20 protein-coding genes and 1 riboswitch are annotated in these 24,921 nt (G+C 37.0%); of the genes, 13 read left to right on the top strand and 7 right to left on the bottom strand.

Annotation, left to right across the window (positions count from 1 at the left end; genetic code table 11):
* Positions 1-13: 13 nt before the first annotated feature.
* The 4 genes from aspS to ACMAYX_RS10785 all read left to right on the top strand — a co-directional run bounded on the left by aspS (position 14) and on the right by ACMAYX_RS10785 (position 5,303).
* Entirely contained in the window at positions 14-1,804 is a 1,791-nt protein-coding gene (gene aspS / locus ACMAYX_RS10800; protein ID WP_392990956.1) for an aspartate--tRNA ligase, read from the top strand.
* Between the two features lie 50 nt (positions 1,805-1,854).
* Positions 1,855-3,315, top strand: a complete 1,461-nt coding sequence (locus tag ACMAYX_RS10795) for an SLC13 family permease (RefSeq protein WP_412469877.1) — start codon at positions 1,855-1,857, stop codon at positions 3,313-3,315.
* Between the two features lie 77 nt (positions 3,316-3,392).
* Entirely contained in the window at positions 3,393-4,883 is a 1,491-nt protein-coding gene (locus tag ACMAYX_RS10790) for a hypothetical protein (RefSeq protein WP_392990960.1), read from the top strand.
* 45 nt (positions 4,884-4,928) lie between these two features.
* Positions 4,929-5,303 carry a hypothetical protein gene (locus ACMAYX_RS10785; protein ID WP_103216413.1) on the top strand — a complete coding sequence of 125 codons (375 nt, stop codon included), beginning with the start codon at positions 4,929-4,931 and terminating at the stop codon, positions 5,301-5,303.
* Between the two features lie 189 nt (positions 5,304-5,492).
* Here the strand turns inward: ACMAYX_RS10785 and ACMAYX_RS10780 are convergent, their stop codons facing one another.
* Together ACMAYX_RS10780 and mutS are read right to left on the bottom strand one after the other, a co-directional pair.
* Positions 5,493-6,086 carry an RDD family protein gene (locus tag ACMAYX_RS10780; protein ID WP_103216414.1) on the bottom strand — a complete coding sequence of 198 codons (594 nt, stop codon included), beginning with the start codon at positions 6,084-6,086 and terminating at the stop codon, positions 5,493-5,495.
* A 72-nt stretch (positions 6,087-6,158) separates the two neighbouring features.
* Entirely contained in the window at positions 6,159-8,852 is a 2,694-nt protein-coding gene (gene mutS / locus ACMAYX_RS10775; RefSeq protein WP_412471943.1) for a DNA mismatch repair protein MutS, read from the bottom strand.
* A gap of 166 nt (positions 8,853-9,018) precedes the next feature.
* Between mutS and ACMAYX_RS10770 the strand changes: the two genes are divergently transcribed.
* From ACMAYX_RS10770 to ACMAYX_RS10750, 5 genes are all read left to right on the top strand, one after another.
* Positions 9,019-9,954: an LptA/OstA family protein gene (locus ACMAYX_RS10770; protein ID WP_392990962.1), complete on the top strand. Its 936-nt coding sequence runs from the start codon at positions 9,019-9,021 to the stop codon at positions 9,952-9,954.
* A gap of 7 nt (positions 9,955-9,961) precedes the next feature.
* Positions 9,962-10,696, top strand: a complete 735-nt coding sequence (lptB, locus tag ACMAYX_RS10765) for an LPS export ABC transporter ATP-binding protein (RefSeq protein ID WP_103216417.1) — start codon at positions 9,962-9,964, stop codon at positions 10,694-10,696.
* Between the two features lie 49 nt (positions 10,697-10,745).
* Positions 10,746-12,197 (top strand): RNA polymerase factor sigma-54, encoded by a 1,452-nt coding sequence (gene rpoN, locus ACMAYX_RS10760; protein ID WP_103216418.1) that lies wholly within the window; start codon positions 10,746-10,748, stop codon positions 12,195-12,197.
* 69 nt (positions 12,198-12,266) lie between these two features.
* Positions 12,267-12,632: a ribosome hibernation-promoting factor, HPF/YfiA family gene (gene hpf, locus ACMAYX_RS10755; RefSeq protein ID WP_103216419.1), complete on the top strand. Its 366-nt coding sequence runs from the start codon at positions 12,267-12,269 to the stop codon at positions 12,630-12,632.
* Between the two features lie 114 nt (positions 12,633-12,746).
* Positions 12,747-13,547, top strand: a complete 801-nt coding sequence (locus ACMAYX_RS10750; protein ID WP_158246755.1) for a DUF2608 domain-containing protein — start codon at positions 12,747-12,749, stop codon at positions 13,545-13,547.
* A gap of 32 nt (positions 13,548-13,579) precedes the next feature.
* On the opposite strand, the gene ACMAYX_RS10745 is transcribed toward ACMAYX_RS10750, so the two are convergent.
* A complete protein-coding gene (locus ACMAYX_RS10745) occupies positions 13,580-14,134 on the bottom strand; it encodes a hypothetical protein (RefSeq protein WP_103216421.1) in 555 nt (184 codons plus the stop codon).
* Between the two features lie 80 nt (positions 14,135-14,214).
* A complete protein-coding gene (locus ACMAYX_RS10740) occupies positions 14,215-15,042 on the bottom strand; it encodes a mechanosensitive ion channel domain-containing protein (protein WP_103216422.1) in 828 nt (275 codons plus the stop codon).
* Positions 15,043-15,208: 166 nt separating this feature from the next.
* Here ACMAYX_RS10740 and ACMAYX_RS10735 point away from each other — a divergent pair, with 166 nt between their 5' ends.
* On the top strand, positions 15,209-16,825 hold the full coding sequence (locus tag ACMAYX_RS10735) for an ABC-F family ATP-binding cassette domain-containing protein (RefSeq protein WP_103216423.1): 1,617 nt from the start codon (positions 15,209-15,211) through the stop codon (positions 16,823-16,825).
* A complete protein-coding gene (locus ACMAYX_RS10730) occupies positions 16,825-17,967 on the top strand; it encodes a cation:proton antiporter (protein WP_412469873.1) in 1,143 nt (380 codons plus the stop codon). The genes ACMAYX_RS10735 and ACMAYX_RS10730 overlap by 1 nt, the downstream gene beginning before the upstream one ends.
* Here the strand turns inward: ACMAYX_RS10730 and ACMAYX_RS10725 are convergent.
* Together ACMAYX_RS10725 and ACMAYX_RS10720 are read right to left on the bottom strand one after the other, a co-directional pair.
* The gene (locus ACMAYX_RS10725) at positions 17,964-19,064 is read right to left on the bottom strand and encodes a porin (protein WP_412471942.1); all 1,101 of its coding nucleotides are present in this window, start codon (positions 19,062-19,064) and stop codon (positions 17,964-17,966) included. The genes ACMAYX_RS10730 and ACMAYX_RS10725 overlap by 4 nt on opposite strands.
* A gap of 85 nt (positions 19,065-19,149) precedes the next feature.
* Positions 19,150-19,620, bottom strand: a complete 471-nt coding sequence (locus ACMAYX_RS10720; protein WP_103216426.1) for an FKBP-type peptidyl-prolyl cis-trans isomerase — start codon at positions 19,618-19,620, stop codon at positions 19,150-19,152.
* Between the two features lie 84 nt (positions 19,621-19,704).
* Here ACMAYX_RS10720 and ACMAYX_RS10715 point away from each other — a divergent pair, with 84 nt between their 5' ends.
* Together ACMAYX_RS10715 and ACMAYX_RS10710 are read left to right on the top strand one after the other, a co-directional pair.
* Complete coding sequence (locus ACMAYX_RS10715; protein WP_412469872.1) at positions 19,705-21,858, top strand: UvrD-helicase domain-containing protein; 2,154 nt, start codon at positions 19,705-19,707, stop codon at positions 21,856-21,858.
* Between the two features lie 21 nt (positions 21,859-21,879).
* Positions 21,880-23,034 (top strand): MFS transporter, encoded by a 1,155-nt coding sequence (locus ACMAYX_RS10710; RefSeq protein ID WP_392990974.1) that lies wholly within the window; start codon positions 21,880-21,882, stop codon positions 23,032-23,034.
* Here the strand turns inward: ACMAYX_RS10710 and ACMAYX_RS10705 are convergent.
* The gene (locus tag ACMAYX_RS10705) at positions 23,016-24,791 is read right to left on the bottom strand and encodes a TonB-dependent receptor plug domain-containing protein (protein ID WP_412471941.1); all 1,776 of its coding nucleotides are present in this window, start codon (positions 24,789-24,791) and stop codon (positions 23,016-23,018) included. The two genes, ACMAYX_RS10710 and ACMAYX_RS10705, sit on opposite strands and share 19 nt — an antisense overlap.
* A riboswitch (adenosylcobalamin-variant (AdoCbl-variant) riboswitch) is annotated at positions 24,747-24,873 on the bottom strand. Its footprint overlaps the gene before it by 45 nt.
* Positions 24,874-24,921: the final 48 nt, after the last annotated feature.

Genomic DNA, 24,921 nt, shown 5'->3' with positions numbered 1-24,921 from the left:
CAAGAGGATTAGCATGTCACAGATTAAGGGTTTGATGAGAACTCACAATTTAGGAGAATTAAGGGCCGAGCACATCGGTAATGTAGTAACACTATGCGGTTGGGTAAATAAGAACCGCGACCTAGGTGGTCTAACTTTTATCGATTTACGAGATAAATTTGGTGTAACTCAACTTAACTTCACAAACTTCAAGGGCGACGCTGATCTTCTTAAAAAATGTCATCTTGAATCAGTTATCAAGGTTATTGGGACTGTTGCAGGACGTCCTGAAGAAGCGCTAAATAAGAATATGGCCACAGGAGAAGTTGAAGTTCACGTAACTGAACTAGAAGTTCTATCAGAGTGTGATATTAATAATATTCCATTTCTTCCATATGGTGCAACTGAAGCGACAGAAGATAACAAGCTTAAGTACCGCTACCTAGATTTAAGAACAAAGAAGCTTCAAGATATTCTAAAGCTTCGTTCTAAAATTACTCTAGACGTAAGAAATACAATGAGTGCAAACGACTTCATCGAAGTTGAAACACCAATTCTTTATAAGTCGACACCAGAAGGTGCTCGTGACTACGTTGTTCCATCTCGTGTTCACCCTGGTCACGTTTACGCTCTTCCACAGTCGCCACAGACACTTAAACAACTTCTTATGATTGGTGGAACTGATAAGTACTTCCAAATCTGTAAGTGCTTCCGTGACGAGGACTTAAGAGCTGACCGTCAGCCAGAGTTTACTCAAATCGATATTGAGGTTTCATTTGCTACTGAAGAGTATATGAAAAATATCGCAACTGATCTTATGAGAAATATCTTTGAATTAGGCGCTGATTTTGAAATTCCAGTTATGCATTACAACGATGCAATGAGAGACTACGGTTCAGATAAGCCAGACGTACGTTTTGGATTAAAGCAACATATTGTTTCAGACATTTTTAAAGATACTGAATTTGGTGTTTTCAAATCAGCAATTGAAAGTGGTGGAATGGTTAAGACGATGTTCGTACCAGCTTCAATGGGAACATTTTCTCGTAAGATTCTTGATGGATTCGTTGATGTTGTAAAACCTCACGGTGGAAAAGGTGTTGCATTCTTTAAAGTTGAAGATGGTGCCGTTTCTGGTGGTATCTCTAAATTCATTACTGAAGAGGTTCTTGCAAGTTTATCAAGTCTTTCTGATTTAGATGGAGATGCGAAAAATGGAACATGGCTATTCTTTGCAGATCAAGAGGGAATTGTACACGATAGTGCAGACGCTCTTCGTCGCCACCTAGGGCGCGAGCTTGGTCTAATCAAAGACGGTTACGCATTCCTATGGGTAAATGACTTCCCATGTTTTGAAACTGATGAATCAAGATTCTATGCAAAACACCACCCATTCACTTCTCCTAAGATTAGTGAAATGGATAAATTTATGAACGAAGAGATCAATGTTAGCAATAAAACTCTTCGCGACCTTCCTGCTCAAGCATACGACCTCGTTTGTAACGGGTACGAGCTTGGTGGTGGATCAATTAGAATTCACAACGGTGCAGTTCAGGAAAGAATGTTTGAAGTTCTTGGTATGAGTGAAGAAGAAGTTGCTAATCAATTTGGGTTCTTTGTAAATGCACTTAAGTACGGAACACCTCCACATGGCGGTATTGCTCTAGGTCTAGACCGTATCACAATGGTTAAGGCCGGAACTGATAATATTCGTGATGTAATCGCGTTCCCTAAGACAACGACAGCAAGTGATATGATGTCGAATGCACCATCTGTTCCTTCAAAAGAGCAGACTGATGAACTACACTTTGGTTTCTTAAAATAATTGTAGAAGGCCCTCTTATTAGGAGGGCCTCTTTTTTGGAATATTGATCTATGTTTAAAAGCTTGTACCGTGAATTCTTACATGAGTGGAAACATAGCTCGACAATGTCGGTGGTTTTTCAATTTCTTGGAATCGTCGCTTTCTTCTTAGTCTATACTTCAGATTTACAGCTCGAAACTAATGCAAAAACATTCTTAGCAATATTTTCTTATGTTGTTATTCAATGGCTTCTTTCAAGTACTCCTTTATTTATTTCAGGAATGATGGGAGTTGCTCTGACTGTTCTATTTGGTGTGGTTTCTTTTGAAGAAGCCTTCAGTAGTTTTAGCTCTCAGATTATCTTTCTGTTTATGGGAGGATTTCTTTTAGCGCGTGCGATGGAGAAGCTTGGACTTGATCGAAAATTATCGGTGACGATTCTAAATACTCGCTTCATTGATGGTGACTTCAATCGTACTCTGGCCGTCGTTATTGGTGTCACTTGTCTATTTTCGATGTGGGTTTCAAATTCCGCTACAACTGCAATGATGCTGCCAATCGGTTTTGGCTTACTTAAGTCTTTTAAAGTGAAAGAAGAAAAGACAAAGCAGTATTTTTTATTAATTGTTGCCTATGCAGCATCCGTTGGTGGAATGGCCACTCCAATTGGTTCTCCTCCAAACCTTATTACAATGGGACTACTTGAGCAGCATACAAATCAAGTTTTAACTTTTTGGGATTGGTGCAAGTTTGGCTTTCCCCTGACAATCTTCTTTTCAATAATTTTATTCTTCTATGCAAAGAGAAAAATTACTGAAGATATTAAGAAAGTTGATAAGAATGATCTCATGATGAGCTTAGGTAAGAATAATAAAATTACAAATAACGAAATACGCTTAATGCTCATTTTTACGATTACAATTTTCTTATGGTTTGCTCCAAGTTTATGCTCACTCATATTAGGTAAGGGGCATATCGTTTCAATATATGTACAAAAATATTTAACAGCGGGGATGGTTGCTATCATTGCTGCTTGTACTCTCTTTATGACACCAATTTATAGTCGTACAAAATTATTGGATCAAGATGATATTAAGACGATTGATTGGGGAACACTGTTACTCTTTGGCTCTGGTCTTTCTCTAGGATCGACACTTTTTAAAACAGGAATTGCCGATTTTGTGGCAAATAACTTGATTAGTATTTTTAGTAACTGGAGCTTTGCTGCTCTTCTTGTTCTTGTTGTTGGAATTTCAATATTACTCACTGAGCTTGTAAGCAATACTGCTGCGGCCAATGTTTTAGTTCCAATTCTAATTGCAGCAGCAACTCAAGCAAATTATTCAAGTATTACTGCGGCTTTTGTCGTGGCCTTTAGTTGTAATATGGCCTTTATGTTACCAGTTGCCACACCACCAAATGCAATTGTCTATGGAACAGGTCTCGTCCCTATGAATCGTATGATTAGCTTTGGCGTTATTCTCAATATTGTGGCATTTATTAGTTTGTCCCTAATTGTGATAATGTCTTAGCTTGGATGATTTTTCCTAATTTTATTTAGTTCATTAATTATTTAAGCGTACAAATTACTCACTCCGAATAGTCGAGTATGAAAGCACTTAAAATCGCCACGATATCAATTTGTTCTCTTTTAACCTTTGCCTTTGATGATAAGTTCGAAGACTTTGCCGAGATGGATGCATGTGTTGAATGTGTCATGGTTCAAGAACAGAATCAAAATATGAACTCTTCTGGGGGGGGCTATCCTGGTATGGGAATGGGCATGGGGGGCAGCTTTACGAATTACGGTGTTAATCTGAAAATGCCAGATAAAAAAGCGATTGCATCTGCATTTGCAAAAAATCAATTACAGTATCATATATCCCATTCAGCTAATGATACAGTGGACTTAGAAAGTTATTTCGCAAGTGTTGATCCAAAGAATGAGTTAAGTCGTAGTGAGCGTGAAAAATTGGTAACTGAGATTATAAGTAATTCCACAGCTCCATACTATGAATATAATGTAGAAACAAATACTGGTTTCTATAAAGTAAATCCCGCTATCGAACGTCTTATTCGTTCGGCCCAAGCTTCTGGCTATATTGTCGATAATGAGTCGTATAAAGATCTTGAGTTAGCAAAGGCCTATATTACTTTCGAAGGTGATGTGGATGGACTAATTAGTTATCTTAAAGAAAATTACAAAGGGGCCAAACTTGCAAAGGCAGCAAATCAATATCCTCGTTATATAGGTATGGATGCCAATGGAAACCTTTCAGACGACTATTATAAATTATTAAAGCTTTCTCTCGAATCTGGGGGACTTGATGATACAAAGGTTATGGAGTTAATTAGACAAGAGATTCTTTCAAGATCACTTGGAGGGAAACCATCTCCGATTTCTGATTTAATATCAAAGCATATTGATGTGGCAGAGTCTTATCGAAATGGGTTAGGAGATAATCTGGCATGTGAATTTGCTAAAGGGATTTATCTCAATACTAATCATATGAAAGAAACGATAAGTTCTACATATCCAGCAATGGCCACTTCTAGTAATTTATTTGGCTCTTATGAGCAGCAGGCCATCATGGAAGATCTCAAAAGCTCTGCCATTTTTAATAATATGAATAATCTTCTTCATTACCAGGCCCTAGGTGGAAGTATTGATACGGTTTGTGCTGATGGTATGTACCCAAGGGATTACCTCGAAGTTGCTCATAGAGAAGGGCTTCTTGATAATTTTGCGAAAGAAGAGCTCATCATCCTTGGACTTGTTCAGGATGATTGCTACAAAGATGTTTCTCGTCTTGAGTTAGCGAAGTTATGTGATGCTGCTTCAATTGCATATATTCTTGAAAGACAGACCAGGCGAAATCTTCAAATGTCTGAGCGTACAGAAAACTCAAATGTAAAACACAATTATATTGAGGGGAGAAATGGTTGTAGCATTTCTGTTCTAGATAATATTGTGAGAAAAGGTGGAAAGACAGTTGATCGAGAAGTTGAAGTTCTCTTAAATAGTGATGAAGTAATTTTAAGAACCAAGAGCATGGAGAAGCTAAAGGCCAGTATTAATAGCCTTTACGGAGACCAGTAAGTTCTTTGTTGCACGAAATCATAGGGGCAGATAAAATAGAATATTATGGCCCTTAGTTTAGAAAAAACTTTTGTTAAAACGACAAAGAATAAGATTAAAAATCGTATTGAAAATTCTGATGAATCTTTACTTGAGATTATACTCGATCATAAAGAGGAGCGTTCTCGTCGTACGCAAAAAGGTGAGCATAAGGCCTGTGTGAAAAGACCGTGGGATTCAAGTGATAGTTCTCAGCGTGATCTCTTTAATGGAAGTAGTGAAGGCTATAACAAGTCTAAGGTTGCTAATAAGACAGTTATGAAGCCATATCAAAAAGAGTGTGAGGGGAGTCGTCCGAGTAAGTCAGTGAGCTGTGACGAAAAACTAAAGTCACGTGTCGTGGGCCGTGCCAGCGAGATCTTCGCCAATCTCGAACTTTAGGGGCGCGGGTACCAATCGAGAATTCAATTATATAGAAGAGAGAATCATATCTAATTCTCACTTTTCCATGAAATTTTTAATGAATTAGCCTCGAAGCATCGCTTTATGGAGTGTTCGTTATTGTATTTTTGTGAATTTAAGAAGTAATTCTTAGTTAAGTATCCGAATTCTCGATTGGTACCCGCGCCCCTAACCGAATAGGCTGATTTGTTCAACTTCTTCAACTGGCTCGGTATCTGCTTGGATCTCTGCTAGTGCATAAGCGAATTCTTCTGTACTGATCACATGAGTTTGAGAGATGAAGTCCTGCACACCTTTTTGATCATGTCTTAAGAAGTTGATCACAAGTGGTAAAAAGAAAAGTAGGTTAGCGAAAACATAGCCGATTGAGCGTCCAAAGCAATCAAGGGCACTTAATGGCTCAGTTACATCGTGTGACTTCACAACCTTTAACTTGAAAAATGCTTTCCCTAAAGTCTGTCCATTTCCTAAGTAGTAAGAAAAGAAGAAGTAGCTAAAGAACATGATTGCAAGTGATAGCTGTGTTGTCTGACTCTGAAATGCCATTGATGAAACCTTTGGCGAAGTCGAAATATTTGAAATGAAATTATTTACAAATGAAAGCCAAATAAAAGTTAGTGCCTTATTGGCAAAAACCACAAGATAAATATCTAGGATAAAAGCATAGAATCTCTTTCTAAGACGATCTTGTCTTATCTTCTTAGCGGCTTTGCTTTTTTTGTAGTAATCGTAAATTTCAGATAGCTTATTATTCGTGCTCATACAGTGTTTATCGGTATGAACGCAGGAGAGTAAAAAAAAGGACGCTTAAGAAAGCGCCCTTGGCAAATATTTCTAGTTTAAAGTAATTTGATCAACTAATTCATTAAGCTTATTAAGGGCCTGAATAGGAGTTAAGTTGTTGATATCGACTTTTGATAAGTGATCCTCAACTTGTTTCAAGTACTCAGGTATTTCTGCTGGTGTTTGTACACTGAAGAAATCTAATTGTTCGCTATGATCACTATCAAGTAAGGCTTGAGATACGCTTGATTCCTTTTCCATGCTCTTAAGAATTGATTGTGAACGCTTAAGTACAGTTGGAGGAAGGCCTGCAAGTTTGGCAACGTAGATACCAAATGATTGTGAAGCGGCTTGTTCAACGAGACGGTATAGAAATTTAACATTTCCTCTATGGTTTTGCGTTTCTACTGTAAGGTTTTTTGCCTCTGGGTAGCGATCCGCAAGATCAATTAGCTCATGGTAGTGAGTTGCAAATAGACAAAGTGCTTTTGTGTTCTCAATGAAGTGTTCAACTAGGGCCCAAGCGATTGAAAGGCCATCATAAGTTGAAGTACCACGTCCCACTTCATCAAGAATGATAAGTGACTTATCTGTTGCGTGTCTTAGGATCTCAGCTGTTTCGGCCATTTCCACCATAAAAGTCGATTGTCCTTTTAGGATGTCATCACTTGCACCAAGACGACTGAATAGGAAGTCGCAAATACTAACTTTGGCATTGTCTGCAGGAACGAATGATCCAATTTGTGTTAGAAGTTGGATAATAGCAATCTCACGCATAACTGTTGTTTTACCGGCCATGTTGGGACCAGTAATAAGACCGAAGTATGTTTCATCATTAAGTTTAAGGTCGTGCGGAATGAATTGATCTTTGATGGCAGCTTTAATTAGTGGGTGCCATGCTCCGCGAATATCCATGTCACGAGACTTTTCAGAAATAGTTGGTCTTGAGAATTCTTCGTTTCGTGCAATCCAAGAAAGTGATTGAAGAGTATCTGTTGCAGATAGGATATTTGCTAGCATTTGAATTGCATGGCTTAAATCCGTGATCTGCTTAATTAGTCCTTTAAAGATTTCTCTTTCAAGTTTTTCTAGCTTTTCGCGTGCAACAACAACTTCTTTTTCAAATTGAGTTAGCTCTTCAGTTACGTACCTCTCAGAGTTAACAAGAGTTTGTCTGCGAATAAAATTTGCAGGAACTTTATCTGAATGAGTTTTAGAAACTTCAATGAAGTAGCCAGCAACATTATTTGATTTAATACGTAGCTTTTGAATTCCTGTTTCTTCGCGGTAGCGATTTTCTAGTTCGACTAGAGCTTGGGCCGTATTTTGAGAAATCTTTGCAAGGTGGTCACGTGTCTCATTTGCGCCTTCTCTGATTAAGTTACCCTTATCGAGATTCGCACCTATTTCATCGTTAATTGTCTTTTTAATATCATCACGAAGCTTGAATAAATTCGTTTTATCTTCCGTCTTCATTTCTTTAAAGACATTAGTTGGAAGCTCACTTAGCGAATTTGTTAATTCTTCGTACACATCCACTGCACTTGAAATATTTAAAAGGTCCCCAGCATTTGCACGGTTTGTCGCAGCCTTCGCTAGGATTCTTTCAAGATCGCGAACGTTATTTAAAGCCTCGCGAGTATCTTGTAAAAGATCATCATGTTTTAAAAAGAACTCAATTGTATCAAGACGATTTGTGATTTCTTTTCGATCTGTTAGTGGGTTTGTGAAAACAGTTTTTAGTTTTCTTGAACCCATTGATGTTTTTGTCTTATCCATAAAGCCAAGAAGTGAGTCTTTATAAGTTTCACGTGACTTTGGAAGTATCTCTAATCCTGTAAGAGTAGGAATTGTAACCTTCATGCTACCCGTGCGATCAGATAGACTGAAAGCGTGGAGGTGAGTGAACTCTTCATGATTTTGAGTCGAACAAATATAATATGAAAGCGCTCCAATTGGGCCTAGAACACTTTGGTTTTCATTTAAAAGTTGATCACGTTTATAAGTTGGAATTAACTTTTCAAGATAAACACTTGAGTACTTTTCATTAAAATATTCTTTTGAAAGGTGAGTGACAAGAGTTCCATTGTGCTCATTAAGAGTAGCGACACTCTCATACTTATCCCACTGTCCTAAGTATGTAATGAACTCTTTAGGATGAAGGACGCGAATTTTTTCAATAAAGTCTTCAAAGCTATCAAGAATAAAACCTTTGAAGAATCCAGTTGTAAAATCAATGGCAACAATTTCAAAGCGGCCATTTACTTCATTACAGGCAAGAATGAATTGGTCTTCTTTTGAATCTGTTTTATCGAGATCGTAAGGCATCCCTGGAGAGACAACTTGAGTAACAGCTCTTTTAACAATCCCTTTTGCTTCTTTTGGGTTTTCGACTTGTTCACAAATTGCGACTTTAAGACCCTCGCTTGAGAAGCGATCGATATAAGTTGCAGCTGCATGGTGTGGAATTCCTGCCATAGGAATTTTGTGTTCACCAAGTTTTCCTCTGTGAGTGAGTGCAATATTTAGAATTTTAGATGCATTGATTGCATCTTCAAAGAAGACTTCGTAAAAGTCACCCATGCGAAACATTAGCATATGGTCACGATAGTTCACTTTGATTTCGTGATATTGGGCCATCATTGGTGTAAGCTTTACGCCTTCGGCAACGATTTTTTCAATCTCTAAAGTCATGTTATTGATTCCCTTAAGTGTTGTGTATTCTTGAGCGATTAAGTCTACCAAATACACCACCAATGGAAAAGACTTCAATACTTACAATTGGCATGACGCACTTATTTGTCGTAAAATAGAAGGACGTAAATAGCTGATTATTTACATAAACTGAAGGAAGTTGTTTTTGCTAAGCGTTGGACAACGTTTGTCAATCTGGTTATTTCTTATTGGCATCATGACATCAACATTATTTGGACTCTTTAGCCGTTACGAAGACGAGGACTTAGAACAGTCGATGACGGATCTTTTGAACCAAGATATTTATTCGTATTTTAAAAATGTTAAGTACTTTAAAAAGACAGATAAAGATGCTCGCTATCACCTTGAAGCGGCAGAGGTTTCTCAAAATTTAACAACAGATGTTCTTATTCTAACAGAGCCTAATGGGGTTCTTATTAACGATCATCAAGCAGAGCCAATGTATTACGATGCTTACACTGGTGTCTTGAACGCGAAGGAAAAATATCTTTCTCTTAGAGGAAAGGTCGTTCTTAGAAATCGCAATATGAGTATTAAGTCAGAGAGTATGAATTATTCAGATAATTCTCAGGTTGTGAATTTCCGTGGCAAGACAGAATCGATTTCAAAAGATTTTGATTCGGCTTATGAAGTCGCGGTAAATGCAGATGAGCTAAGTTATAATCTTGTGACAGAAGTTGGAACTTATGACGGAAATGTTGAGGGAAGGGTGCAAAGAGTGAGGGCCTATGAGGACTCGGTTAAGTTTTTTGCAGACTCAATTATTGTTGATAAGAGCAATCGCAATGCCAACATGAGTGGAAATGTAAAATTTCAGAAATCTCAACTACTTGCAAGTGCCCGAAATGGCGAAATCTATCTAGATAACTACAATAAAAAACTCAAGTATTATGCACTATATGACGATGTGGTCATTGAGGAAACTGTTTCTCCTAAGGGACAAGTTCCTTTTAAAAGAAAGGCTTTTAGTGAGCGACTTGAGGGATATATGGCAGAGGATAAAATTGTTCTGCTTGGTCTCCCACGGGTTTATCAAAAGAAAGACGTTTTAAAAGGAAATACAATTGTTCTTAGGCGTGACATCGAGACCATAGAAGTTGATGATGCTAATACGAACTTTAAAATAAGGTAATAGCAGCATGGTTGAAGAAATCGCACAATTATCAGCTCATGGTTTAAAGAAAGTCTACGGCGGCAGAGAAGTCGTAAAAGGCGTTTCAATCGATGTTAAGCAAGGAGAAGTCGTAGGACTACTCGGCCCAAACGGTGCTGGTAAGACAACATCGTTTTATATGATGGTAGGGCTAGTTAAGGCAGATGAAGGAACAATAGATTTATCTGGCGAAGACTTAACAGAGCAACCAATTCATATTAGGGCATTAAAGGGAGTTGGTTATCTTCCACAAGAAGCCAGCATCTTTAGAGATTTAACAGTTGAGGCCAATATCTTCTCGGTACTAGAAAATCGAGAACTACCAAGGGCCAAGAAGAAGACACTTCTTGATAACTTGATAGCAGACTTTGGACTTGGACATATTAGAAAATCTCTTGGTTCAGCTCTTTCCGGTGGTGAAAGAAGAAGAGTTGAGATTGCACGAACTCTGGCACTTGAGCCTAAGTTTGTTCTTCTCGACGAGCCTTTTGCTGGAGTTGACCCGTTAGCAGTTAATGACATTCAAAGTGTTATTAACAGTCTAAAGAGAAGGAATATCGGTGTACTAATCACCGACCACAACGTGAGAGAAACATTAGGAGTAGTTGATCGCGCGTTTATTATGAGTAGTGGAGAATTACTTGTAAGTGGGACACCGGATGAAATTGTAAACAATGAAAGAGCAAGGAAGTTCTATCTTGGTGAAGAATTTAGAATGTAGCTAGACCAAGCAAATAAGCTGGTCTGGTTACTAAGAATAAGGAACCAATATGGCCACAAAACTTTCGCAGAATCTCAGTCAAACTCAGCAGCTCGTGATGACGCCGCAGCTTCAGCAGGCGATTAAATTACTGACATTAAGCCATTTAGAAATGACAGATGTCATCGCTAAGGAGATGGTAGAAAATCCAATGCTGGAAGAGTTTTCACCTGGTGAAAGTGATTACAAACTTGATAAATTAGAGAGTCAAACTAAAGAAGCTAAGGCCGACGATTTTAAAGAAGAGGCCATGATGAGTAGTGGCGATGATATGGATTGGCAAAAGTATGTCGATAGTTATAACTCGACGACATACGAGCCAAATATGGCCGCACCTTCTCTTAGTCCAGACGATATGCCTAATTATGAAAATATGGTTTCAAAGGGAGAGTCCCTTGCTGAACACCTTGAATGGCAGCTTCGTATGGAAGCTTTAAACGATGTCGAAATTGATTTTGCCATTGAGGTTATTGGAAATATCAATGATGATGGCTATCTGTCATGTCCATTTGATGAACTTATTGAAAAAACAAAATTAGAGCGTGAGCACTGTCTAGATATTTTAGAAATTGTTCAGCGTCTTGATCCAGTTGGCTGTGGTGCTCAAGACCTTGTCGACTGTCTGCTAGCTCAAGCAAGAATTGCAGAAGAGCGTTCACCGCTTTTAGAGAAGCTAATTCGTTTTCATTTAACAAATCTAAAAAATAGAGATTATAAGAAAATCACTGCAGACACTGGAGTATCAGAAGAACAGATTATTGAAACAGCAAAACTGCTTCATAATTTTCACCCTAAACCAGGACGTCTTGTAGGTGGTGGAGATACTCATTACGTAACACCTGATGTATTTGTTGTTGAAGTAGGGGGAGAGTTCGTTGTTCAGGTTAATGACGATGGTGTACCAAGATTAAGAATTTCTAAAATGTATCAGGATATGCTTAATCAAGCAGAATCCCTGAAAAATAAAGAAGCTAAAGAATTCGTAGAAGAAAAACTTAAGTCGGCTTTATGGCTAATAAAGTCTATAAATAAGAGACAGCGTACAATTGATCAAGTGGCAAAATCAATTGTGAAAAAGCAGCAGCAATTTTTTAAGAAGGGACCAAAACATTTAAAGCCTATGGTTCTAAAAGATGTTGCTAATGAGCTGGGAGTTCACGAGTCAACAGTGTCTCGTGCTACTTCAAATAAGTATATGCATACACCAATTGGCCTATTTGAATTGAAGTATTTTTTCAATGCGGGAATCGGTGGAGACAAAGGTGGAATCGACGTTGCAGGTGAAGTTCTAAAATTAAAAATTAAGGAACTTATCGACAATGAAAATGAGAAGAAACCTTTATCGGATCAAAAGATTGCCGACCTTTTGAGCCAAGAAGATGTGAAGGTTGCGAGACGTACAGTCGCTAAGTATAGAGAAATGCTTGGGATTTTGTCGTCGTCAAAAAGAAAAGTAAAATAGCTCGATATTTTGGAGAAACTGCCGATAGGTTTAGCCAAGATACTATACACATAGAGGAGAACGTATTTTATGAAAGTAACAGTAAGTTTTAGACACCTAGATCATACGCCAGCACTTGATGAGAGAATCCAAGAAAAGTCAGAAAAAATCGCAAAGTACCTTGATGGAAATCTACATCTAAAATGGAGTTGTGAGGTTAGGGATGGTCGCGAACACTATGCCGAAGTCGAAGTAATTGGACCGAAGTTCGATTACCATGCGAAAGCTCACTCTGATAGCCTATATAAGACCATTGATCTTGTTGTTGCTAAGATTGAAAAACAGGTACAAAGAAAGAAAGAAAAAATGCTTAATAAGAAAAAGATGGCTCACAAAGACATGGAAATCCTCGAACCAAACGATGCGTGGATGGACTATGATGATATGGCGTCTTAATCAGTCAATATAAACATACTTTCTGTATATTTTGCATATAAAGCCTTCCGTTATGGAAGGCTTTTATTTTGCCTCCTTTACTGGTATGCTTGCTGGTCAAGAAAAGGAGACATGATGAAATATATAATTTCTATTTTAATCGCTTTTAGCGCCCTATCTTATCAGGAGATAGCTTCTCACTCTGACTTTTATAAGAAGATTGTTGAGTATACTAAGAAGAATAAATTAAAAACAAGTGATGTTCTTGTTGTCTATGATATCGATAACACTCTTTTAAGATTCAAAACAAGCTTCGGTAGTGATCAGTGGTATAACTGGCAGAAGGAACAAATTAACAATGGTTGTCCGGTTCATTGTATTGCCAAGTCAGTTAATGAAATGCTTGAGTACTCTTATAAAGCAACATTTATTTCTGATATGATTCTAGTTGAAAAAGAAATTCCAAGACTGATCGAAAAACTACAAGAGACAGGTTACGGAGTAACTTCTATCACTTCTAGAGGTCCTGTTAATTATCCTGCAACAGTTCGAGAAATGAATAAGAATGGAATTAATCTTAATAAAGTAAATGCCCCAAGACTTCCATTTATGACAAAGTTACAAGGAAGAGAAGTACGTTATGCTGATGGTATCTTTATGACTTCAGGACTTAATAAGGGCCAAATGCTTACTCACTTAATTAATCGTCCAGGGATTAACAAGAAGTATAAAGCAGTCTTCTTCTTAGATGATCGTCTAAAGCATATGAAGAGTATGGATAAAGAGTATAAGAATAATAAAGCGAATAAGCTTGCTGTCTTTGCCTATCGTCTAACGACAACTGATGCTATCGTAAAAGAGTTTAACGAATCAGATAAGAAGCTTGAAATACGAATTGGTGAAGAATTTAAAAAATTAAATAAAGATTTAAATTAAAAAATAAAAAAGCCTTCGTAAGAAGGCTTTTTTTAATATGAAGTTGTTGTGCAAACTGTATTCATTCCATGAGTTGTACATGTCGTTCTACCTGTACGATTCGTTCTAAAGCTACCATCCCAGCTATCTTGCTCATGTTGTCTAACCCTTAAGTAAGCCGATAGTGAATCTCTTTCTTGCTTAGAAAGATAGATGCTATCTCCATTTTCAATGGCATTAGATAGTTCTTTAAAATCAACTCCAGCATCTTCTCTAATTGTTAGCATACGTTGACTAAGTTTTACTGGATAGCGCTTAGCTTCCCAATTTTCTTTGATATGAGTTTTTGATGCTTTCCTATATCTTTTACCATCGGATGCTTTAATCGAGAAAAGTCTGAATTTGAAAATAACACCATTCTCATTCTTCATTGTATTGTTAGATTGGTGCCAGTATCTAAGTCCATCACTTCCGATGATAAGCCCTTGGTCTTCATCAAAATATGAACCAGCTTGATCAAATGGGGCCAGCTCTGTAGGAGCTCCATTGGCCTGAATACACGTAATTGAGATTAGTGTGAATAAGAATATTCTTAAGATATTTTTCATAATTTCTCCCTACTGAAATTGTAGGGGTTAAATATCTTATATTGAAAGTCGCTGTCTAGAGACAGTTTGGCACCAGTCTCTTACTTATAAAATTCTCGCAAGAAATCTTTAAGAATCTTCTGTTCTACAGAGCCTTTCGTTCTTGCTGGGGCCGTTATTCTAACATTGAGTTCGATCTCATCTTTACTAGTAAAATTGATTTGAACACGTGGTTTTAGAATAGGTGTTTCTAAGTGAGATTTTGTGAATAGTTTGTTTAAAACAACTTGGGCCTGCTCAAAATATTCAGAACAATAGAATTCTGATTTCTCAAGAAGAATTCTCTCCGCTTTTTCCCAATCACAATCTGGAGAGAGAACAACTTTAAAAGTATGAAGAACAAAACTCTTTAAAAATGATTCATTCGTTACTCGATTTGTTAAGAATATTGAGTTTGGAATAATAACAGAGCGTCCTGTATAGTTGTGAGATGTTTTATTTGGTCCAACTTCTAATAGAGTTGTCGTGAATAGATCTCGGTCGATAACACTTCCGCGCTTGCCATCAATCTCAATAGTATCCCCAATAATAAATCCACCAGAAAACGTCTTATAGATACCACCCATAATATTAAGAGAGAGCTCTTTTGTGATGAGGACTATGGCAACCATTAGGGCGGCAAGTGAGAAGGCCAGGTTTTTCAACTCAGTTGAATAAATATAAAGAGTAATAAAGACGAAGATAATCGTTAACGAAATATTTGTGTTAACAACATAGCGTCTTTTCGTTTCAATATTTATGCTACTAGTCTTTTTCAAAATGAAAGAAAAGATATGGTTAGTTAAATAGAAAAGAATCAGTACTAATGTGACATAAACTGATTTTTTAATTTCACCTTGTGTATCAACGAATATATTTTCTAAAGTCATAGGCAAATTATAAGGCTAAATAGCTGATTTCCAAACGATTAAATGCGTTAAAAGTGTCGAATCTTAAAGACATATTTAGAAGTGCCATGCTAGACTGAACTTATTCGTATATTCAGATTAAATAGCAGCTAAATAAATATTAAAAGTTGAGTGGGATTTACAGCATATGTTAAATGTTTCCAATATTTCAAAAATCCAAAGTAGTGAAACCTTGTATAGCGGTGGAAGCTTTCAAATAAATCCTGGCGAAAAGGTTGGGCTAGTTGGTCCAAACGGAGCTGGGAAAACAACTTTATTTCGTATGATTATTGGTGAGGAGAAACCTGATGAAGGCCAAATCTCTTTTCCTGATAAATTGCGTTGGGCCTATTTCTCTCAAAAAGTAGGGGAGATGGCAGGGCAGACGGCAAAAGAAGTCGTTATGTCTGGAGACGTAAAAGTTGCTGAGCTAGCACAACAGCTTAAAGAATTTGAAGACAAGTTAGCTGATTGTGCCAATATGAGTGACGATGAGATGAATGATGTCCTGATGAAAATGGGAGACGTTCAGTCAGAGTTTGAAAAGCGTGGTGGCTATGATCTTGAAACACGTGCTGAGGAAGTTCTAACAGGACTAGGGATTATGCCTGTTGATCATAATAAGATGATTGAAGACTTCTCTGGTGGATGGAAGATGCGTATTGCTCTTGCTCGTGTTCTTGTAATTAATCCTGAACTTATCCTAATGGATGAGCCTACCAACTACCTCGATATGGAATCGATTCTTTGGCTTGAAGACTGGCTAAAGAATTTTAAGGGCGGAATCTTTATGACGACCCACGATCGTGATTTCATGAATAATGTTTGTAATAAGATTGTGGAAATTGCTCATAAGAGAATTACGACTTATACAGGTAATTACGACTTCTACGAGAAAGAAAGAGACCTTCGTCGTGAACAATTAATTGCTCAAGCTTCTCGTCAAGCTGATATGCTAGCAAAAGAAGAAGAGTTCATTGCAAAATTTAAGGCACGTGCTTCACATGCTGCTCAAGTTCAATCTCGAGTGAAGAAGCTTGAAAAAATTGATCGTATTGAAGTTCCTGCTGAGGAAGAAACGATTAACTTTCAATTCCCAACGCCTCCAAGAGGTGGGGATGATGTTGTTATCATTAAAGATCTTTCAAAATCATGGCCACTGTCTGACGGAAGTGCGCATGAAGTCTTTCATGGACTATCAACAACAGTTAAAAGAACAAATAAAATCGCCGTAGTTGGTGTAAATGGTGCGGGTAAGTCAACGCTTTTAAAGTGTATTACTGCTCATACTGAACCAACTGCTGGAACAGTAGCGATTGGCCCTAGTATCAAGATCGGATACTTCTCTCAATACTCACTGGAAGTTCTAAATCCAGAATCAAGTGTTTTTGATGAAGTTAGAAAAGATCTACCAATGGCAAGTGATGGGTATGTTAGAAACCTACTTGCGGCCTTCTTATTTAGAGGCCAAGACGTTGATAAGAAAGTTAAGTACCTTTCAGGGGGAGAGAAGTCTCGTCTTGTTATGGCCGTACTACTTTCGCAAAATAATAATTTCTTAGTTCTAGATGAGCCGACAAACCACCTTGATATTAAATCAAGAGAGGTTCTACTGGATGCACTTAAACGTTATGAGGGAACAGTAATGTTTGTATCCCACGATAGACACTTTCTTAGTGAATTAGCTGAAAATGTTTACGAAGTGGATAAGGGGGAAGTTCGCATCTTCCCGGGATCATACGTTGAATACATGGAGAGACAATAATGGTTAACTTGCAGAATACGGAAGTACAGTACTTATTACTGTTTACAATTCTTCTCATTCTTCCAAAACTTTTACTTCGATTCCAAATCCCAATTGGTATCTCATCAATCTTCTTAGGGATTGCTGCTGGTCTTGGGCTTGGATGGTTTCAAAATGATGATCTACTACTAATGCTTTCTCGCTTGGGGATCACATCTTTATTCTTATTCGCAGGTTTTGAAGTTGAATTTGAAGAACTGAAGCAGAATTGGAAAGAGCTCCTATCCGGGGTTACCCAGACTATCTCCATCACACTTATAGTTGCTTTTGGGATTCACTTCTTCTTTTCAATTAGTTTCCGTGCAGCAACTTTAATTGCACTTGGTATCATGACTCCTTCAACAGGCTTCATCTTAAACTCACTAAAGAATTATGGATTTAGTGAAGGGCAGGAGTACTGGATTAGATCAAAAGCAATTTCTAAGGAGATCTCTGCCATCTTACTGCTATTTATTACTCTTCAGTCGGAGAGCTTAGTTAACCTTGGTAGTTCTACCTTTATTTTAGTTGCCCTTAGTGTCTTTTTACCCCTTTCTTACAAATTATTTTTCAAATATATCGCTCCATATGCAAAGGATTCAGAAGTTGGTTTCTTAATTCTTACTGCACTTATTTGTGGTGTTATCACAAAGAAAATCGGAACTTACTATCTAGTAGGGGCATTCCTTGTTGGATTTATTGCTTCAGAATTTAAGCACTTTGGAAAATCTGAGAAGTCAGAAGAAATTTTAAAGAACCTACAGATGTTCTTTTCTTTCTTCATTCCATTCTACTTCTTTAAGGCCGGTGTAGGCTTTACTGAAGATCTATTTACAATGGATGGACTATATATTGGATTAGCATTCTTAGGAATTTTCATTCCTCTTAGAATCTTCAATACATACTCAAATATGAAATTCTTTATGCAGGATTTCTGGCCAGACCGTAAAGAGATTACTGTTTCATTACTACCGACACTTATCTTTGGTTTAGTAATGGCCCAGATTGCTAAGGAGCGCTTTGAAGTTCCTTTAGAGATTATTTCAGGTCTTGTTATCTACACTCTTGTTTCAAGTGTAATACCGGCCTTTATGTTTAAAAAAGTTCCACCTGAAAATTATTAGAAATACATGGTTGCGCCTAAAATGAGCTGATTGTTCTTTGGGCGCATTCCACTGACATCGACACTATCATCAAATACATACTCAATACCTAATTCATACTGATCATTTGTATACATATATGATCCAAGAATTTTAGACATTTCATAATCATCCAGTCCATCGTCATCAGAAGTTTGCCAATTGTATCCAATCATTATCTGGTGAAATGGGTTGAAGCGCCAACCCATAATTGCCTCGACATTATCAGTTCTTACGAATCTGCCATCAATTAATTCGAGGTCTTTTGTGTCACCGTAGACTGCGGCGATAAAAAGGTTTTTAAAATAATAATTTGCTCCAACGGTAACTGAAAGTTTCGCAATTTCAACTCCATTATTATTTGAATTTAAATTAATCGCTGCAATTCCAACTTTGTAATTTTTTTTAACAACTCTTAGAGAGGCGGCAATTGAATGCTCAAGAGTGAGGACTGCATCGTCAATTCCATCGCCATCAGAATCGTATTCGGCCGTTTCATCTCCTGTAAACTTTGTTTGGGCCCCAAAATGTAGGTCACCAATTTTGTAGCGAAATTCCAAAAGATCTACACCACGAGAAGTTCCAATGACTTCACTATTAGCAGTAAAAGTAGAGGAGGCAAAGGCACCAGTGACCATAAAGATATCAGTCATTTCTGTTACGTCATACCAGACAGACCAGTTCTTTCCTATTGTGGCATTGAAATCTCCGTTTTCAATCCAAAGATAAGCTAGCCTAGTAGAAAAGGGCCGGTCGCTAGTATTGTCAACTTGAAAGCGTCCCGTGGTGTTGGGGATGCTTTGTATGCTCTGGCTCGTATTGCTGGTATTGATTCCAAACTCAGCACGAAGACCAGTGGTGAATTTCTCGATTAGGCCATCTCTCTTATATTTAAAACCAAATCGAGAAGAGTTATTATTTAATGATTGAGCTCCATCTTGACCAATGGCCGCCATGGATATTTTACCGTAGAGACTGAAGTCATCGCCGAGGTTCTTAGCTGTGATTGTACTTGAATAAAGAAATGAACTCGCGCATATAGAAAATGCGAGAGACCTTCTTAAATTATTAACCCACATAGAATCCTCACTCAAATCAATAATCGATAAATTAATTTTAGTAAGGTTCTATGCGATATTCTAACTTAAAAAAGGTAAAGATTGATTAGTGGCCACATCCACCTTGTCCATGAGCATGTCCATGAGCAAGTTCTGTTTCTGTTGCTTCTCTTACTTCAGTGATTTCAATATCAAAGTTTAGGTCTTCACCTGCAAGTGGGTGGTTACCATCTAAAGTAATTTCATCGCCTTCAATTGCAATAACTGCAAATGGAGGAAGTCCTTGGTCTTGGTTAACTTGGAATACGTCACCAATATTAAGTTGTGCATCCTCTGGGAATTGTGAGCGTTGCACAGTAATAACTAGTTCATCATTTATATTACCGTATGCGTCAGCAGCAGGTACATTGATAACTTTCTTATCACCAACATTCATTGCTACGATTTCTTTTTCAAGACCTGGGATGATCTGACCAACACCTTCTAAGAAAACTAGTGGACCATGTTCAGCAGAATTGTCTAAAACTTCGTTCTTTGAGTTCGTTAATGTGTAGTGAAATCCGATAACTTTTGGCATAATAGGGCCCTCTAATTGTTGATTATTAATATAAAAAATTAAAGGTCAACACTAACAAGCTAGATGATTAAAGGCAAATAAAGAATGAGTGAATTAGTAAATCAAGAATATATCCAAAAGATCAATGATTTCCTTGCGCAAACTGTTGATTTAATTAATAGAGTTCCAGATTTGAATGCTGCAGCATTAGCCGATATTGCAGCGAATATTAAGGCCCTTAGAGATGAATCTCTTAATTGTAAGGAAGATGACCTTCCTGGAATTATCCAGCAAATGAACCTTCTTAATCAACTAGCAGATCGTTATGAGCAACACCAGAGTTTACCTAATGCAGAGTCGCCGTTCTTTGGTCATTTTAAGATTGAACAAAATGGAAAGTTAAAAGACTTTCTTATTGGGCATACGCCTTTTTCACATAAAGAGTTAAAGTTTAAAATTATTGACTGGAAAAAGTCACCGATGGCGAGAATCTTCTATCAATTTGGTGAGGGGGATGATTTTGATTTCGACTTAGATGATCGAATTATCGAAGGGCATATATTAGAAAAATCAATCCTAACTGTTAGAGACAAGCAACTTGTGCGAATTGATCGAGAAGGAAACACAAATGTTCTAAGAGATAGAGAATGGATTTCTTTAAGTGAATCAACACAAAAACTTGCTGGTGGAGAAGGGAGTGCTAACCAGAGTCTTGGTAGTGGACGCACTGGATTTGATGGGCCAGAAGTTATTTCTCTACTTGATAAGACTCAGTACGATCTCGTTAATCAAAGTGCTAAAAAACCTCTTCTTATTACAGGTGGTGCTGGTAGTGGTAAGACGACAGTTGCTTTATATCGAATTGCAAAGCTTTGTCGTGAAGATGGAATTCGCCAAGAAGAAGTTATGGTAATCGTTCCAAATAACGGACTTGTGAAATTATCAAAGAAACTCTTAATTGAATCACAACTTGAAAAAGTACGTGTATCGACTCTTGATGATCTAATTAAAAAGATTGTCTTCCAAAATATGCGCTCGGTTCCTAAGAAGATCGAAGATAATCCTCTTGATTCAATCGTTACAATAAAAAGAAATCCAAAGCTACTAAAGCTTATTGATGAGTACTTAGCAGAAAAAGAATTAAATATTGAAAAGAAGCTTAAAGGGACAGACCTTGAGTTTTTTACTAAAGATCGCACTCGTCCACTTTATGTTCGTGTTAAGAACCTTTATGAAAATACACGTGACTCTGTTTTAAAAGTTGAAGTGAAAAAGATTTTAAATGGCTTTAAAAATGTAAGAGAAGAATTACTTAATATCTTTTCTGATTCAAAGCGTATGGAGAGGCTACCTGAGATGACAAATCGTATGGTAACGACTCACATGTTAAATGATTTAAAATTTTATACGGCCAAACAAATTCAAGGACTAGATAAAGATTCGGATTATGCAAATCATGGACAAGATGTTTCAGGATTTGTTGATAAGTATGATCTTCCACTATTTAATTACTTAATTGTTAAGCAATTTGGTCACCTTCGCTACTTTGGACGTGAGTTTAAATCGTATCGCCATATCTTCTTAGACGAGGCACAAGAGCTTTCAAAATCAGAACTAATTATGCTTGGGCAAATTAAACATCAAGAAGGAAACTTCACGATTGCAGGAGATAGTGTTCAACAAATTGATAGCACTTTTGAATTCACTTCATGGCACGATGTTTGTCATACACTTGAGCTTGATGTGGATGATATGCAAGTTGAAGAACTTAATGTTTCATATCGTTCTCCAAAAGAAATTGTTTCTTTTGCACATAATGTTCTTGGGCCATTGGCTCCAAAAGAGCTTCCTGAATCGAAAAGAGATGGAGGACCGATCATTGAAACGTCTGTGCAGCACCTTGAGCATGCTTCAATGCTCATCAGTAGTGCACTTGTAGAACTAATGAACCGTGAACCGAAAGCTTCAATTGCTATTATTTGTTCGAAAGAAAGTATTGCAAGAGAGCTATACTCAGAGATTGAAGAAGTTGGAAGTATTAGACTTGTACTTGATGAGAACTTTTCGTTGAGACCAGGTGTAGATGTGACAACAGTTGAGCAAATTAGAGGTCTTGAGTTTGATTACGTTATTATTCCTGACTGTGATAAGGATGTTTATCCAGTTAATAATACTGCAAGAAAAAGACTGCACCTTGCTGCAACTAGAGCAATTCATCAGCTTTGGATTCTATTCAAAGATAAGTCACTAATTGCTTAATTGATTTAGAAGGAAGTTGATTTGAAAAATTTTGGTTATGTCTCTTTAGGATACTTATCACTTGTGGCCTTAAGCCTTATTGATAATGGACGCGGTAGTGTTTATCCTGAGCTTTTACAATATTTTCAAATCAGACCTGATAAAGGTTCATTGATATTCTCTTTGATGTCCATAACTTCTTTCATTGCATACCTTACTACTTCATTTTGGCTTCCGAGTTTTGGCCCTGTGAGAGCAACTCGAATGGCCATGGTTATGATGGGGATAGGGACGTTTGGAATTGGACTAGGTGGAGACTTTTTAAATTTTGACTTGAGTCTCTTCTTTGGTGCGTGGGCCGGATTCGGTTTCGGTATTACTGGTATCACCATGAATTTCATGGTTGATAATGGTGCACCTTCAGAACATAAAAGGCGCTACTTATCAGGACTTCACGGTGTCTACGGTGTAGCCTCTTTATTGGCCCCACAAATTCTTTCCCTATTTTATTTCTTAAATTCTGATTGGATTCACTTCTTTAAATTCTTATTAATACCATGTGCATTAGTATTTATTTATTCTTTCTTTATTGAAGACACTCATCATGACGAAATAAAAGAGAACGATGGTTCAATGCCAAATGCTTTTTTAATGAATTTGATGATTGGTTTATTTGCTGGTTTCTATGTTGCATCTGAAATCATGCTCTCTTCTCGATTGAAATTCTATCTTGTTGAAGCTCATAATTATTCAGATATTAACGCTAATAATTATCTGTCTTACTTCTTTTTATTTCTTATGTTAGGAAGGCTAGGCTTTGCCTTCTTAAATATTAAATTATCATCGAATAAGTTAATCTACATTTCATTATTAACAAGCTTGATATGTTTTAGTTTAGGACAATTTCACCATATCTTTTATCCAATGACGGCCTTGTTCATGTCTTTTTGTTTTCCTGTTATCGTTGATTGGGTTTCAAATAACTTTCCAAAAAAGAATCACGTGGTATTGGCCCAGACGATGAGTTATATCGGAGTAAGTATTGCTATTATGCACTTTGTTTTTGGTGTTATTGCTGACAATTTTGGCGCAAAGGATGCGATTAATTTCTTCTACTTTTTAAATATTGGATCAATAATATTCTTTACCATCGCTATTGCGATGGTAAAGAAATATCATCAGAAGTCGAGCTTGTAGCCTAGGAAATAACTACGTGCCATCGTTCCGTAGTAACGAATATTTTCATAATCCTTGTCGAGGATATTAATGATTTTGAAATTAAAGTTCTGATATTCATAGTTAAGATTTCCGATTACATAAGAAGGCATACTTCCAAAGTCTTCTCGTTTTCCTACATATTGCCACCAGTTTGTAATTCTTTGAGAATCGTTTATTCTGTATCCTAACTCTACACTTGCAAGTGCCTTTGGTGTTCTAGCAAGATCCAAATTAGTAACCTTATTTGTCGCTTTCTGAATTGTTAAAGAAGTTGCGAGTGTAAATGAGTTTTGAAACTCTTGATTAAAGTTAAATTCAATACCCTGAATCTCAGATTTTGCAATATTTAGATAACCCATATTAATCGTGTCATAATCGATTTGATTCTTGAGCTCATAATTAAATACAGTAAGTTCTGCTTGATAAGTAATTTTCTTATAGGAAAGTGTAAGTTCACTATTGATACTATCTGTTGGGTCAAGTTTTTCTAATTGATTTGCAATCTGGTAAAGAGTAGGAAGCTTATAACCTCCAGAAAAATGACCCTTTAGAGAAAGTTCTCTTGTGAAGTTATAACCAAGGCCAATACTAGCGATAGTATTTAAATCAAAAGTTGAGAATTTATCAAAGCGTACACCTAGATCTGAAAACCAGTTCTTGTAAGCGTAATTGAAAGTTGTATAAACAGAGAAGAGCTCACTATAGTTTCCAAGTGTTAAGTCATCTTGTTTGAGATATTGGATACCGTAGAATGAATTTAAGCTCTTAGAGAATTCATAAGTGGCATCTAGCTTTACATCAGTTTCTTCACCGCGAAATAGTGGAGTGAAGCCTTGAGGATCCTCTCTTCTAATTGTCGAATACCTAATGCTTGGAGTAAGGCTGAATCTCTCATCTGAGCTATTATAGCGAAGCCCCAGATAGTTATTGTACTGCTTGTACTTATTTAGATCATTGTCTGCCACATCAATAGGGTTAAATGGTGGAACAAAATTGAAGCCATCAATTTCGATTTCTGAATCAATGAACTGACCTTGGTAGTTTAGTTCCATTTGATTACTTATTAGATAGCTCGTGTTTAATGAGAAGCTTAGGTTCTTATAAGAGTCATCTTCAGCATTTGTTAATCGATCTTCATTTACTGAAGAATATCCATCTGATTGAAGATATGAAAAATTAACACCGTAACTAAGCCTTTCCATGTGACCACTCGATTGGGCCGCAAGCTTTGCCGTATTATAACTTCCATACTCAGCTCTAACACTAGAGCTCTTTATACCTTTCTTTGTATTGATCTTTAAAACACCACCAATGGCATTTGATCCGTATAAAATTGACTGACTACCTTTTAGAATTTCAATACTCTCAATATTATCCAGATTAAGATGATTAATCTGATATGAATTATTGATATCAGTAGGATCAGTTAGTTCAATATTGTCGATGAGAACTTTTGAGAAACCGCTAGGCAACCCACGTAGTCGAAGACTAGAAGCAGATCCAATTTGACCTGTCTGGCCAATAAAGATAGCTGCTTTACTTTGTAAGAGCTGTTGAAGTGTTGTGGCATCAGTGTTTTCAATTTCTTCACGAGTGATTACAGTAACAGCACTCGTTATTCTTTCTGAACTTGTGTCGAGCTTTGTGGCCTTAATTGTAATCTGTGCAATTGATGTTAATGGTAAGAATGCAGTGGCGTAATAAAGTAGTGTTTTTATGATCTTCCTCCGAGACATAATAAAATTGAAGGGCTCGGACTCTAACCGTTGCGGGACAGTCTCTGAATTTCACAGAGTTCACCTTTATCTTTATAAATTATTTAGGAAGATAGTTACAAGAAGCCCATTATCTGTCAATTAAACAGAT

The organism is Halobacteriovorax sp. RT-2-3 (assembly GCF_047085075.1).
Classification (GTDB): Bacteria; Bdellovibrionota; Bacteriovoracia; order Bacteriovoracales; family Bacteriovoracaceae; genus Halobacteriovorax_A.
The sequence above is the reverse complement of the archived record's forward strand: the minus strand, read 5'-3'. Positions and strand labels throughout refer to the sequence as shown.